Origin of the sequence: Oryzihumus leptocrescens (genome assembly GCF_006716205.1) — a bacterium.
In the GTDB taxonomy this organism is placed as follows: Bacteria; Actinomycetota; Actinomycetes; order Actinomycetales; family Dermatophilaceae; genus Oryzihumus; species Oryzihumus leptocrescens.
Window position 1 is genome coordinate 2434929 of record NZ_VFOQ01000001.1, and the last position, 13114, is coordinate 2448042.

Annotated in this window: 15 protein-coding genes; 9 read left to right on the forward strand and 6 right to left on the reverse strand. The window is 72.5% G+C overall.

Annotated features, from left to right (window positions below; translation table 11 throughout):
• The first annotated feature begins 42 nt into the window (after positions 1–42).
• Entirely contained in the window at positions 43–1281 is a 1239-nt protein-coding gene (locus FB474_RS11435) for an FUSC family protein (RefSeq protein ID WP_185746125.1), read from the forward strand.
• On the opposite strand, the gene FB474_RS11440 is transcribed toward FB474_RS11435, so the two are convergent.
• Together FB474_RS11440 and FB474_RS11445 are read right to left on the reverse strand one after the other, a co-directional pair.
• On the reverse strand, positions 1259–1705 hold the full coding sequence (locus tag FB474_RS11440; RefSeq protein ID WP_141788755.1) for a homing endonuclease associated repeat-containing protein: 447 nt from the start codon (positions 1703–1705) through the stop codon (positions 1259–1261). The genes FB474_RS11435 and FB474_RS11440 overlap by 23 nt on opposite strands.
• A gap of 25 nt (positions 1706–1730) precedes the next feature.
• Positions 1731–2567 carry a serine hydrolase gene (locus tag FB474_RS11445; RefSeq protein WP_185746126.1) on the reverse strand — a complete coding sequence of 279 codons (837 nt, stop codon included), beginning with the start codon at positions 2565–2567 and terminating at the stop codon, positions 1731–1733.
• A gap of 163 nt (positions 2568–2730) precedes the next feature.
• Here FB474_RS11445 and FB474_RS11450 point away from each other — a divergent pair, with 163 nt between their 5' ends.
• Complete coding sequence (locus tag FB474_RS11450; RefSeq protein WP_141788757.1) at positions 2731–3228, forward strand: hypothetical protein; 498 nt, start codon at positions 2731–2733, stop codon at positions 3226–3228.
• Between the two features lie 31 nt (positions 3229–3259).
• On the opposite strand, the gene FB474_RS11455 is transcribed toward FB474_RS11450, so the two are convergent.
• The 4 genes from FB474_RS11455 to FB474_RS11465 form a co-directional block, all read right to left on the reverse strand.
• On the reverse strand, positions 3260–3676 hold the full coding sequence (locus tag FB474_RS11455) for an NUDIX hydrolase (RefSeq protein ID WP_141788758.1): 417 nt from the start codon (positions 3674–3676) through the stop codon (positions 3260–3262).
• A gap of 127 nt (positions 3677–3803) precedes the next feature.
• Positions 3804–4178: a hypothetical protein gene (locus FB474_RS11460; RefSeq protein ID WP_141788759.1), complete on the reverse strand. Its 375-nt coding sequence runs from the start codon at positions 4176–4178 to the stop codon at positions 3804–3806.
• A complete protein-coding gene (locus FB474_RS20750; RefSeq protein WP_342778122.1) occupies positions 4175–5509 on the reverse strand; it encodes a putative T7SS-secreted protein in 1335 nt (444 codons plus the stop codon). Before FB474_RS20750 ends, FB474_RS11460 begins: the two co-directional genes overlap by 4 nt.
• Entirely contained in the window at positions 5506–5811 is a 306-nt protein-coding gene (locus FB474_RS11465) for a hypothetical protein (protein ID WP_141788760.1), read from the reverse strand. The genes FB474_RS20750 and FB474_RS11465 overlap by 4 nt, the downstream gene beginning before the upstream one ends.
• Positions 5812–5955: 144 nt before the next feature.
• Between FB474_RS11465 and FB474_RS11470 the strand changes: the two genes are divergently transcribed.
• From FB474_RS11470 to FB474_RS11500, 7 genes are all read left to right on the forward strand, one after another.
• On the forward strand, positions 5956–7125 hold the full coding sequence (locus FB474_RS11470; protein ID WP_141788761.1) for an AI-2E family transporter: 1170 nt from the start codon (positions 5956–5958) through the stop codon (positions 7123–7125).
• 95 nt (positions 7126–7220) lie between these two features.
• Positions 7221–7802 carry a TIGR03086 family metal-binding protein gene (locus FB474_RS11475; RefSeq protein WP_141788762.1) on the forward strand — a complete coding sequence of 194 codons (582 nt, stop codon included), beginning with the start codon at positions 7221–7223 and terminating at the stop codon, positions 7800–7802.
• A gap of 180 nt (positions 7803–7982) precedes the next feature.
• Positions 7983–8834, forward strand: a complete 852-nt coding sequence (locus FB474_RS11480) for a nuclease-related domain-containing protein (RefSeq protein ID WP_185746129.1) — start codon at positions 7983–7985, stop codon at positions 8832–8834.
• Positions 8835–9056: 222 nt separating this feature from the next.
• Positions 9057–10679 (forward strand): APC family permease, encoded by a 1623-nt coding sequence (locus FB474_RS11485; RefSeq protein WP_141788764.1) that lies wholly within the window; start codon positions 9057–9059, stop codon positions 10677–10679.
• 204 nt (positions 10680–10883) lie between these two features.
• Positions 10884–12146, forward strand: a complete 1263-nt coding sequence (sqr, locus tag FB474_RS11490) for a type III sulfide quinone reductase, selenoprotein subtype (protein WP_221632519.1) — start codon at positions 10884–10886, stop codon at positions 12144–12146.
• Between the two features lie 11 nt (positions 12147–12157).
• Positions 12158–12472 (forward strand): TusE/DsrC/DsvC family sulfur relay protein, encoded by a 315-nt coding sequence (locus FB474_RS11495; protein ID WP_141788765.1) that lies wholly within the window; start codon positions 12158–12160, stop codon positions 12470–12472.
• Positions 12473–12494: 22 nt separating this feature from the next.
• Positions 12495–13010 carry a DsrE/DsrF/DrsH-like family protein gene (locus tag FB474_RS11500; protein ID WP_141788766.1) on the forward strand — a complete coding sequence of 172 codons (516 nt, stop codon included), beginning with the start codon at positions 12495–12497 and terminating at the stop codon, positions 13008–13010.
• The last annotated feature ends 104 nt before the right edge of the window (positions 13011–13114 follow it).

Below are 13114 nucleotides of genomic sequence, written 5' to 3' on the forward strand. Positions count from 1 at the left end.
CCTCCGGCTGACAGCGGCCGGCCCACCCGCCATCCTCGTCCTGTGACGCTCCCCCGCCACGGCACGACCTACACCCCGGGCACGGCCGCGGCCGTGCGCTCGGTGCTGCGCGGCGCCCGGGACGTGTGGCACCGCAACGGCCGGGCGATCCTGACCCGGACGGCGCGGCTGACCTTCGCGGCGGTCGTGGCCTACGTGGTGGCGGTCGCGGTGCTGCACGAGCCGACGCCGCCGCTGACCGGCCCGCTCACGGCACTGCTGGTGGTGCAGGCGACGCTGTTCTCCACGCTCACCGCGGGGCTGCGCCGGGTCGCCAGCGTGCTGTCCGGGGTGCTGATCTCGGTCGTGCTGACCAACGTCATGGGGCTGACGTGGTGGAGCCTGGGCATCGTCATCGCCCTGGCGCTGCTCGTCGGGCACCTGGTGCGGCTGGGCGAGCACCTGCTCGAGGCGCCGATCAGCGCGATGCTCATCCTGGGCGTCAGCTCGACCGCGGACGTGGCCGCCTCCTACCGGATCGGCGAGACGCTGGTCGGCGCAGGCGTGGGCATCCTCGTCAACGTGCTGCTGCCGCAGCCGGTGCGTGTCGGCTCGGCCGGGGCCGCCGTGGAGCAGGTGGCCACCGACGCCGCGGCGCTGCTGGACCGGGTGGGCGACGAGCTGCCGCAGGGCGCGAGCCGCGACCAGGCGTACGGCTGGCTCGGCGACTTCCGCGCCCTGTCGCACCGCGTGGACGCCGCCGACCGGGCGATCGTGGAGCTGGCCGAGAGCCGGCGGCTCAACCCGCGGGCGGTCCGGACCGCCGACACCACGCCGATGCTGCGCAGCGGCCTGGACGCGCTCGAGCACAGCGTGGTCTCGCTGCGGGCGCTGTTCCGCTCGATCGCCGACGGCCTGCAGGAGGAGGACGCCGGACCGGAGAGCGCCTACACCAGCGAGCTGCTCGGGGCGTTCGGGGCGCTGCTGCACGACCTCGCCGGGTCGCTGCGGGCCTACGGCTCGCTGGTGCGGGCCGAAGGGGACCCGAGCGTGCAGGGCTCCGAGGGGACGCTGGCCGACGCCCTGGACAGCCTGCGCGAGACGCGGGCGTTCCTCACCGAGCTGCTGCTCGTCGACGCCCGCGAGAGCCCGAACCTGTGGCTGCTGCGCGGGTCACTGCTCGCGGCGGTCGAACGCGTGCTGCGCGAGCTCGACCTCGACGAGCGGCGGCACCGCCGGCAGCAGTGGGAGCGCGAGCAGGCCGAGCGCCGGCGCAGGCTCAGCCGCCGTCCCGTGCGATGAGCGCCTGCGCCCCGGCCTTGGCGTTGGCCCAGCCGTTGAGGTTGTTGCGCACCGTGTTGGCGCTCGGGGCGTCCGCCGTCGCCCGCGCCCACTCGTCGTAGCCGGCGTAGCTGCCGCTCGCGCCGTCCGAGCGCAGGTAGTCCGCGACCGCGGCCACCAGCTGCTCGTCGGACCAGCCCCGCCGGTATGCCGTGCGGCCGGCGTTCGTGGGCAGCCCGGCCGCGGTGCAGGCGGCGTTCCAGGATCCGAACCGCTGGATGAGCCGGGCGCTGGAGACCCCGTCGTAGTCGCGCCAGACGTGCTCGTAGCGCTCAGCCGAGATGGGCGCGCCCACGTCGGCGGCTGCCCGGCGCAGGGCGTCGAGCACCTGCCCGTCGGCCATCTCGCGGTGCCGCCCGGCGCCCTCGTCGGTGCCTTCGGTCATGGCGTCCCTCCCTGTCTGGTCGGCGTCATCGCAGTGCGCCCCCGAGCTGCTCGCGCAGGGCTGCGCCGATCGCGTGCATCACCGCGAGCGCGTCGTCCCGGCGGTCCGGGCCGGCGGGGTCCCAGAGGCACAGGGCCGCCCAGGCCAGCGCCCGCTCCCCTGCCTGCAGCAGGCCGACGTCGGCCCGGGTCCCGTCATCGGTGCCGGTCTTGTGCCACAGCCGCACGCCCCGGTCGCCGTCGGCGTGGGCCAGCGGGTCGAGGTGCAGCGGCTCGGGCACCATCGACAGGTCGGCGCCGGCGGCGAGCCAGCCCAGCACCCGCTCCGACACCTCCGGGCCGAGCGCCTCCCCGTGGTGGAGCTCGGCCATGAGGTTGGCCAGCTCGCCCGCGGTGCCCTCGGACAGCGTCGGCGGGTCCTGCGCGGTCCGGTGGTCCCGGACGCGGTCGTGCAGCCGGGTTGCCTTGAGCCCCAACGCGGCGGTCACCCGGTCGACCGCGTCCAGGCCCGCGGCGCGCAGCAGCACGTTGGTCGCGTAGTTGTCGCTGACCGCGCCGACGAACGTGGCCAGGTCGTGCACGGACAGCTCGTCGGCGGTCATGTGCTGCCACAGTCCGGAGTCGGCCACGGCGTCCTCGGGGGCCCGCAGCAGCGGCATCGCCGGGGTCAGCTCGCCGGCCTCCAGCTGCGCCGCCACGGTGAGCAGCAGCAGGAGCTTGCCCACGCTCGCGGTGGGCAGCACGAGGTCCGGCGACACGGCATACAGCTCCTGGCGCGTGACCGCGTCGAGGACCCGGACCGACCACTGCACGTCCGTCACCCGCGCCAGGGCGCCGGTGACGCCCTCCCACCCTGCTGCCATGGCGCTCAGGCTAGGCCCCAGCGGGTCACCACGGGGGCCAAGGGTCGCGCGTGGGTCTGTGGCCGGATGGCCGCTTTCGACGCGGCTCGGGTGACTAGTCACTTGTGGTGGTTCTTGTCCGATATCTCGGACACGCGCCCCCGCGCGGCGGCAGGATCCCGCCATGGGTGGTCAGGGGATCGGACAGGTCGGCACGGCGCAGCCACACGGTGAGGTGCCGGGTCTCGACCGGCTCATCGCCGCGCTGGAGACCGAGCACCCGACCTCGCTGACCCTGGTCCCGAGCGAGGGCCGCCCGATCCTGCGCGGCCGGCGCGACGAGGACGCCGGGTGGCAGATGGACCTCGACTGCCGCGCCCCTCTCGCCGAGGAGCTGCGCAGCCTGGTCGTCGCCGAGGACGAGGACGGCGAGGCCGGGGTCGGGCCGGCCCAGCAGCCCGACCACACCCGTCGCAACCTCGTCCACCTCGTCGTGCAGTGCCGTCAGCTCGATGTGCTGCGCCAGCTGCTGCAGGCCGTCATCGAGGACCAGAGCAGCCGCCGCCCCGGCGAACGCGTCGCGGCGCTGGTGCAGCAGGGCCGCAGCACCGCGCCGCGCCGGATCGACGTGCGGATCCCCCCGGCTCCCAAGCCGATGCAGGCGCGCAGCCTCCGCGGCTGACCCGCCCCCTGGCCCACATCCCCCGCGGCGACTACCGCTGCTCCCCGCCCAGCGTTCGGGCGACGTGCCACACCAGCGGCAGGTCAAGCGCCTCGGTCAGCGTCAGCCACCGGAAGTCGTCGTGCTCCTCGGCGCTCAGCCGGACCTCCGGTGAGCGGTCGGCCAGGTGCAGCCGGTAGGTGATGGTGTGGAAGGTGAGGTCCCGCCCGTTCGTGTCGGCGTTCTCGAAGTGGGTCACCTCATCACCGACCGTGGTGCGCAGGCCGGCCTCCTCCCAGCACTCGCGAACCGCCGCCTCGGCAGGCGTCTCGCCCGGCTCCACCGTGCCGCCCGGGACGTCCCAGAGGCCGCCGAGGTAGCGGCCGTCGCGGCGCCGAAGGAAGAGGTAGCTCTCGCCCTGCCGCACCAGCCCGTGCGCCACGTAGCGGTCCCTGCTGAACTCGTTCACGGGGACATTCTCTCAAGGAGGCGCGACGCGTTCGTCGTGGCCCTGCGGCGGGTGCACATGGGTTCTCGCTGCCGGCAACCCATGGGGCACTTCTTGGGAGGCGCCAGCGGCGATCGCAGATGACGTCTCACCGACCACGAAGCTGCGTGATCAACGCCGCCAACTCATCCTTGCTCAGCCTCGGCGGCGACCCCTGCGCCCTCACGTGCGCAAGGAAGTCCGCTGGGGGCCTGGCGCCGTAGGTTTCGACGTAATAGGCGAGGTCCTCGGGCCAGAGAAACGTCCCGTCCGTCATGGTGTTGATCCGGCTGACCTCACCACGTTCAGGGGCGAAGAAGTCCGTCCCCAACGAGCCGGTGACAACAAGGGGGAAGCCCGCCCGCAGATACTTTGCCACCGGCTCCCGCTCACCTTCGGGCAACGGGACGGCAATTGCCTCGACAAGATCCGGCCCGTCCGGCATCCCATGATCAAGCTGACGGAAATATCCGATGGACTTCACGACGCTCCTTCGCCCGGCTCGTGTGTGATCCAGCCGCCTGTTGGCCGCTTCCAGTCAAGACCAACGGCCATTTCCCCGTCGGGCCACATCCAGAGCTTGCTGGACGGGGCGACGACGTTGACACCCAACCGATCAGCCAGTTGTTGCGCAATACCTGTCGGCGACGACCCTGTGAAACAGCTCAACAGGCGCACGGGGCCACCGTCATAGTCCGGCTGCTCCACGATCAGCTTCGCCAGCGTGTCCGCCCCGAGCCGCTCGGCCTGACCCTTTGCACTGTGGACCTGGACCTGGAGCTCATTGCCATGAGCGGCGACGTCGTAGTGACCGTCGAGCGGGCGGACGTTGCGCGCATAGGTTCCCAGCGGGTCGTGTTCGGCGAAGGAGATGATTGAGAGCTCGTAGGGCGCGTTGGGGGTCTTGCGGAACAGCGCGGACGGGCGCAGTCGCGAGATGAGGCCCGCCTCGCCTGCGGCCGAGCCGCCGCCGGTGGCGACCCCGATGAGGGCGTTGCCGCCGACGTGGCCGAGCGCGCGGGCCGGGTTCGTCGCCCACGTGTCCCAGTCGACGACGGACTTGCCGAGCTCGGCCGGGTGCCGGGCATCGTTGACGTAGCCCTTGGCCAGCTCCACCTGGTCGGCCATCCACTCCACCGGGTTGGTTGTCGCCCGCGGCAACGAGGTCCGCCACACGAGCGCACCGAAGTCGACGACCGACTCCCCGGCCCCGAACGCCACCTCTCGGTTCAGCTGGACGTCACGTATCAGTGCACGCTCGGACAGGCTCGGCTCCCGCGGCGCCAGGGCGGCGGCCCGGGCGAGCACCGAGGCCGCGCGCCGCGCCGACTCGGCGACCACCTCGCGCGCCTCGGCGAGCAACCGGGCGGCGCGGGCCCGACCCTCCACGCCGGGATCCACGCCCAGCGCCGGCATGGCCGCCAGCGCGGCGACCGCTCCCGCGTCTCCGCCCGAAGCACGGCGTTGGACCACCTCCCGGGACGAGACCTGGGCCGACCAGGCACCGGTGGCCGACCTGGCGTCGTCTGCCACCATCGCCGCCAGGCGTGCCTGCTCCTGGGCCGCCTCCAGCACCGCCGCGTGCTGACCGACGGCCTGTGCCGCCGCGACGAACGCCTCGCCACCGGTGCGCAGGGGTGCCGGTGCCAGTCCGAGCACCGACAGGAACGCCGTGGCCGCCGGCCCGTCCCATCGCCCGATCCCGACGTCGCTCAAGGTCTGCGCCCCGGCGGACAAGCCGGCACCGATCGCCCCCAGCTGCCTCGCCAGGCTCGCGACCCGGTCGGGGTCCCCGGGCAGGGGCGCCCCCGTCATCGGCCGTCAGCCCCGTCAACGAGGAAGCCCTGCGTGACGTCCCGCTCGACGGTGGCATAGGCCTCCGCGGCCCTGGCCAGGGCGTCGGCGAGCACGTCCACGTCGCGTCCGACCAGCTCGATCCCCCACATCCACCGGTCGGCGAAGTCCTCGACCGCCGCCGCGAACACCGCGTCGCCCCCGTCCTGCGCCTTGCCCCGGATCGGCCCCTGGTGCTGGCGCATGGCCGACATCTCGTCGGCGGCCCGCCGCAGCATCCCTGCCGCCTGAGCCAGATCGGCCCCCGACACGCTGACCCTCATCGGTTCCTCCCCCTGGTCCCCACCATGACGGCCATCGTGCCGACTCCCCCGACACGCCCGCCGCCACTGTCCACAGCCCTGCCAGCCGCACCGCAGACGACCGATGGGGACCCCGCGAAGGCCCGGAGGACCGATGATGCTCGCATGGCCCCTTCCACAGACAGCGTCGCGACGACCACCGCGACCACACCGACCGCCGCGACCGCGGCTCCTGCCCAGCCGGTGCCGCCACATGCGCGGGTCCCCGAAGGGCTGCAGGTGGCGGCCGGCTACGGGTGGCGCCTGATCGTGGTGGCCGCCGCGGTGTACCTGATGTTCGCGGCCGCGGCCCGGCTCACCTTCGTGGCCGTCGCCGTCTTCGTCGGGCTCGTCATCACGGCGTTGCTGCGTCCGGTGGTCGACGTGGCCTCCCGGGTCGTGCCCCGCGGCGTCGCCGTGCCGGCAGCCCTGCTCCTGACGTTGGCGCTCATCGCCGGCGTGTTCACGTTCATCGGGAGCTCCGTGGCCGTCCAGTCCCAGAGCCTGGGGGCGCAGTTCGCCGACGGGCTGGCCGACATCGAACGGTCCCTCGCGGCCAGCCCGCTGCACCTGCGCGCCGTCGACCTGACCCGCATGGGAGAGCAGGCCAGGACGTGGCTCACCAGCAACGGCGGCTCGCTCGCCGGGCACGCCCTCGGTGGTGCCGGCGTGGCGATCGAGCTGCTCACGGGCCTGCTCCTGGCCGTGTTCTGCTCCATCTTCTTCCTCTCCTCCGGCGACCGGATCTGGGCCTGGCTCCTGGGGCAGACCACCGGCGACGGGCGCCGCTGGGACATCGCCGCCAGGGCGGGGTGGGCCACGTTCGCCGGCTACACCCGCGGGGTGGTGATCATCGCCGGCACGAACGCCGTGCTGGTCTGCGTGACGCTGCTGGTGCTGCGGGTGCCGTTGGCCCTGCCGCTCGCGCTGCTGGTGTTCTTCGCCGCGTTCGTGCCCCTGATCGGCTCGCCCGTCGCGCTGGCCGTGGCGACGCTGGTGGCTCTCGCCGCCCGCGGACCGCTCATCGCCCTCCTCGTCCTGGCCCTGATCGTCGTCATCGGCCAGATCGAGGCCCACGTGCTGCACCCCCTGGTGATGAGCCGCGCCGTGCGGCTGCACCCGCTCGTGGTCGCCCTCACCGTCGCGTGCGGGACCGTGCTCGCCGGCGTGGTCGGCGCCGTCATCGCGGTGCCGCTGGTGGCGGTGACGTGGTCCATGTGGAACGCCTGGCGCACCCGGCCGGAGCAACCCGAGGCCCCGGTCGCGATGCAGCACGCCGCGGATGACGGGGACTAGGCCCGACAGACGCGGTTCCTGCTTTGCCCCTGCACGGCCGCCGACCCGGGGCCAGAATCGGTGGCGACCACACGGCATACCCGCCAAGGAGTCCCATGAGCCTGCCCACCGACCCGCTGTCCCTGCTCGCCCGCTCCCTCGACCAGGCCGGGGCCGTCGTCGCCGGGGTGCGCGACGACCAGGCGCACCTGCCGACGCCGTGCCGCTCCTGGGACGTCACCGCGCTCGTCGAGCACCTGGTGCACGACCTGCGCCAGTTCACCGGGCGCGCCCGCGGCGACGACCCCGACTGGCAGGCTCCGCGCGAGTCCGTGGACGGTGAATGGGTGGACGCCTTCCGCGCCGGGGAGTCGGCCCTGCTGGAGGCCTGGCGTGCTGCCGGCGACCTCGACGGCACCTTCACCACCCCTCGCGGGGAGGTGACGAAACGGTTCGCCGTGTCGCAGCAGACCGCCGAGTTCGCCTGTCACGCCTGGGATCTGGCCGTCGCCACGGGGCAGTCCACCCACCTCGACGAGGAGGTCGGGCTGGCGTCACTGACCTGGGCGTCGACGGCCCTCCAGCCGGAGTTCCGCGGCCCGGAGAGCGAGGGCAAGGCGTTCGGCCCGGCCGTCGAGCTGCCCGAGGACGCCCCGCTCTACGACCGCCTGGCGGGCTTCTTCGGCCACCACCGCTGAAGCGCGCGCACAGCCGTCCCGCAGACGACGTAGGCCGGGGGACCGAACGGTCGACCCCCGCGCGGCACCTTCGGGCGCACTTGACCCAACCCCATTCCCAGGCGGGGCGGCGCCGGTCCACCCTCGACGTGGAGGGTGGAGGTCGGGATGCAAGATCGAGGATGGCTCGCCCTGGGGGGCATGGGAGCGGTCAGCGTGACAACGGTCCGGTATGCCGCGTGGTGCGGCTGCGGACGCTACGTCGCCGTGGGTGACGTGGCCGGATACGAGCACGTCCGGCGACGGGTGCTCTGCCTGGACTGCGTGCTGCCGGGCGGGGGCACGACGCCGGCGGGGTACGGGGGCGACCAGGGGCAGGTCATCGCCTCCCCCGGCCAGCCGGGGGCGTCGTCGTGGCGGGAGTACTCCCGGCTGCGGCGGCAGCGGCAGGAGGACGTGCGGGAGCGCTGGCCGGTCCTGGGTCCGGCGATCCTGTCCCTGTCCCCGGAGCCGGGGTCGATGCGCGACTGGGCGCGGGCCTCACGGGGCGAGCTGCGCGTCGGTGCGGCCCTGACCCGGCTCGCCGACGACTGGGTCTATGCCCTGCACGACCGCCGGATCCCCGGCCGCCGGCTCAACATCGACCACATCGCCGTCGGCCCGTCCGGGGTGTTCGTCATCGACACCAAGCACCAGCCGGGCCCGGAGGTGCAGGTGCGGCCACCGGCACCGGGGGCGTTCGGCCTGGTCGAGCGGCTGCTGGTGTGCGGGCGGGACCGCACCGACTTCCTCGGCGCCATGCAGCGCCAGGTGATGGCGGTGCAGTCGGCGCTGGAGTCGATGCCGGACGGGCCGCCGGTGCACGTGCGCCCGATGCTGTGCTTCGCCCACACCCGGCTGCCGCTGTGGCGCCGGCTCAGCGTCGACAACGTCCCGATCGTCGGGGTGCGGGCGATGAGCCGGATGGTGCGCGAGGACGGACCGCTGGACGTGGCGCGGCGCTACCGCGTCTACACCCACCTGGCCCGCTGCCTGCCGTCCATGACGGGGTGAGCGCAGCACTCTGCAGGGAAGGAACCAGCCGGACGGCCGGCGCTGACACCACTGCCCGGAAGTGGTGAGCCTGATCACACGCCCACGGGGGATCACTCCACGTCGACTGGGAGTCCGCTGGGAATCCTTCCATTTGCCCGATTTGTCCTGCTAGCGTCCGGCGGCCTCATCAAGCGGTCCCGCATGACACCCGTGCGGCCCCACGCTTCCGGAGGTTCATCCATGACCCAGACCGCCAGCGCCCCGACCACCACGGGGTCCAGTCCCCGCCTCAGACGCGACATCGGCTTCTGGGGGCTGACGTTCGTCTCCCTGGGGTCGATCATCGGCTCGGGCTGGCTGCTCGGCGCGCTGCTGGCCGCCCAGGTCGCCGGCCCGGCGTCGATCATCTCGTGGCTGATGGCCGGGGCGTTCCTCGCCGTGCTCGCCCTCGTCCATGCGGAGCTCGGCGCGGCCTACCCGGTCTCCGGCGGCACGGCCCGCTTTCCCCACATCGCGTTCGGCTCGCTGGCCGGCTTCACCAGCGGGTGGATGGGCTGGCTCCAGGCGGTGACGATCGCGCCGATCGAGGTCGAGGCGGCGCTGTCGTACACCAACAACAAGCTCCCGGGGCTGGTCAGCACCAACGGCACCCTGACCATGGTCGGCCTGGTCGTGGCCAGCGCGCTCATGCTGGCGTTCACCGTCGTCAACATCGTCGGGGTCAAGCTGCTGGCCGAGACCAACACGGTGACCGTGCTGTGGAAGACGGCCATCCCGGTGCTGACCGTGGTGGTCCTGCTGTTGATGTCGTTCCACTCCAGCAACTTCCACGCCGGCGGAGGCTTCGCGCCGTTCGGCGCCCATGGCGTGATGGCGGCCCTTCCCGCGGGTGTCGTGTTCGCCCTGCAGGGCTTCGAGCAGGCGATCCAGATGGGCGGTGAGGCGCGCAACCCCCAGCGCGACATCTCCCGTGCGGTCATCACCGCGATGGTCATCGGCACGATCATCTACCTCATGCTCGAGGTCGCGTTCATCGGCGCGATCAACCCGGCCAACCTCGCCCACGGCTGGGCCAACCCGATCGGCAAGGGCGACTTCGGCCCCTATGCCACCCTGGCCACCGGCGTCGGCGCCGGCTGGCTCGCGGCGCTGCTCTACATCGACGCCGTCATCTCCCCCGCCGGCACGGGCCTGCTCTACCTGGGCACCTCCGCCCGGCTCTCCTACGCCCTGGGGCACAACCGGCACCTGCCGCGGCGCCTGGCCAGGGTCAGCCCGCGCGGCGTCCCGCTCACCTCGATCATCCTGGCGTTCATCGTCGGGGAGATCGCGTTCCTGCCCTTCCCGAGCTGGCAGTCGCTCGTCGGTCTGGTCACCTCGGCCACCGCGATCATGTACGGCTTCGCCCCCGTGGCCCTGGGCGCACTGCGCCGGGTCGACCCCGACCGGCCCCGGCCGTTCCGGCTGCCGGCCGCCGGGGTGCTCAGCCCGCTGGCGTTCGTGGCCGCCAACTTCATCGTGTACTGGTCCGGCTGGGAGGCCGACTCCAAGCTCCTCGTCGCGGCGCTGATCGGCCTGGTGCTGTTCGGGGTCAACTACGCGCGCACCCCCGCCGCCGAGCGTCCCGTGCTGGACTGGCGCGCCTCGGCCTGGGTCCTGCCGTGGCTGGGCGGCCTGGCCGTCATCTCCAAGCTCGGCCAGTTCGGCGGCGACAAGGTCATCCCCTTCTGGGTCGACCTCGTCGTGGTCGCGGCGTTCTCCCTCGGCATCTACGCCCTCGGCGCCCGGTCGGGCATGCACGGCGCCAGGGAGGAGTCGGTGCTGGAGGACGAGCAGGCCGAGGCCGGCCTGGTCACCGCCTGAGCCACCCGCCCCTCGGTATGCCGTGCTCCCCACCCGGGTGGGGGGCACGGCATACCTGCGTGTGGGCCGGTACGCGACCGAGGCCGCACCGGGACCTGTGACCCCGCTCACCGGGGACCTTCGGCGGTGACCGGGCCGACGGCCCCTTCCTAGCGTCAGGAGTGGAGGAGCACCTCCAAGGACACCTGAGGCAAGGAGTGGGTCGTGACCAAGCAGCTGCTGGTCCTGGGCGGTGGCACGGCAGGGACGATGATCGTCAACAAGCTGCGCCGGCGGCTGGCCCCGGAGCAGTGGGCGATCACCGTGGTCGACCGCGACGACCGGCACACCTACCAGCCGGGCTACCTGTTCCTGCCGTTCGGGACCTACCGCCCCAGCCAGGTGGTCCGCTCCCGGCACCGGTTCCTGCCCGACGGGGTCGACCTCGTCCTCGGCGAGATCCACCGGGTCGACCCCGAGGAGCGCACGGTCGCCCTGACCGACGGGCACCGGCTGCACTACGACTACCTGGTCATCGCGACCGGCACCTCGCCGCGGCCGGACCAGACCCCCGGGATGCTGGGCGAGGAGTGGCGCCGCAGCATCTTCGACTTCTACACCCTCGAGGGCGCCACGGCCCTGGCCTCGGCGCTGGAGGGGTTCGACCACGGCCGGCTCGTCGTGCACGTCACCGACATGCCGATCAAGTGCCCCGTCGCCCCGCTCGAGTTCACCTTCCTGGCCGACGCGTGGCTGCGCGAGCGCGGGCTGCGGGACCGGGTCGAGCTGGTCTACGTCACCCCGCTGCCGGGAGCGTTCACCAAGCCGATCGCCTCGCAGCACCTCGGCTCGATGCTCGAGGAGCGCAAGATCGCGGTCGAGCCGGACTTCCTCGTCGAGCACGTCGACACCGCGCGCCGGATGCTCGTGTCCTACGACGAGCGCGAGGTGCCGTTCGACCTGCTGGTCACGGTGCCCCTGAACATGGGCGCGGAGTTCATCGCCCGCTCCGGGCTCGGCGACGAGCTGAACTACGTGCCCGTGGACCGGCACACCTTCCAGTCCAGGGCCCACGACACGATCTTCGCCGTCGGCGACGCCAACGACATCCCGACCTCCAAGGCCGGATCGGTGGCGCACTTCTCGGTCGAGGTGTTCGTCGACAACTTCCTGCAGCTGGTCTCCGGCCAACCGATGACGGGCTCGTTCGACGGGCACGCCAACTGCTTCGTGGAGTCCGGTGGCGGCAAGGGCCTGCTCATCGACTTCAACTACGACACCGAGCCGCTGCCGGGCACCTACCCGCTGCCGGTGCTCGGGCCGATGGAGCTGCTCAAGGAGACCCGGGCCAACCACCTCGGCAAGCTCGCGTTCCGCTGGCTCTACTGGAACGTCCTGCTGCCCGGTCGCCCCCTGCCGCTGCCGGCGCACATGTCGATGGTCGGCAAGTCCCGACCGGCCGACCAGACCACCACCCCCGCCGCCTGAAGGAGGCAGCCATGCCCGTGACCACGCTCGACGGCCACCAGGTCCACGTCAACGACGAGGGCTTCCTGACCGACCCGGCCGAGTGGGACGAGGACCTCGCCCAGGCGCTCGCGGCCCAGATCGGCCTCACCCTCACCGACGAGCACTGGGCGGCGATCCGCTTCCTGCGCCAGGACTACGCCGACCGCGGCGAGACCGCCACGCTCCGTCGGATCTCCGCGGTCGGCGGCATCCCCGTCAAGCAGCTGTTCGTGCTGTTCCCCCAGAAGCCCGCGAAGAAGATGGCCTACGTCGCCGGGCTGCCCAAGCCGCAAGGGTGCGTGTGAGCACCCGGAGATGGAGCCCGTCATGACCACGCTGGACACCTCCCCCGCCATCGTGCCCGACTTCGGAGGAGCCACCCCGACCGGCCGCAAGCTGGCCATCATCTGCTCCAAGGGCAGCCTGGACATGGCCTACCCCGGGCTCATCCTGGCCAACGCCGCGCTCGGCGAAGGAGTGGAGACGCACCTGTTCTTCACCTTCTGGGGCTTCGAGATGATCAACAAGAAGACCATGGGCGACCTGAAGTTCACCATGCTCGGCAACACGGCGACCCACGTGCCGCAGGGCCTCGGCGGGCTGCCCGGCATGACCGCGATGGCCACCTCGAAGCTGAAGAAGTCCATCGCCGAGCTCGACGTGCCCGAGATCCCGGAGTTCCTCGAGCAGATCGTCGCCTCGGGCGGGCACCTGTGGGCGTGCCGGATGTCGGCGGACATGAACCACCTGACGATGAAGGACCTCTACGAGGAGGTCGAGGGGATCATCAGCGCCAGCGACTTCATCGAGAAGACCGAGGGCGCGCAGCTGCTGTTCATCTGAGCCCCGTTGCTGCGCAAGCCTTTTCGCGGCCGCATGGGCCCGACACAGGTATGCCGCGCCACGCACCTGGGTGCGCGGCACGGCATACCGTCGTGAGGGGTCCA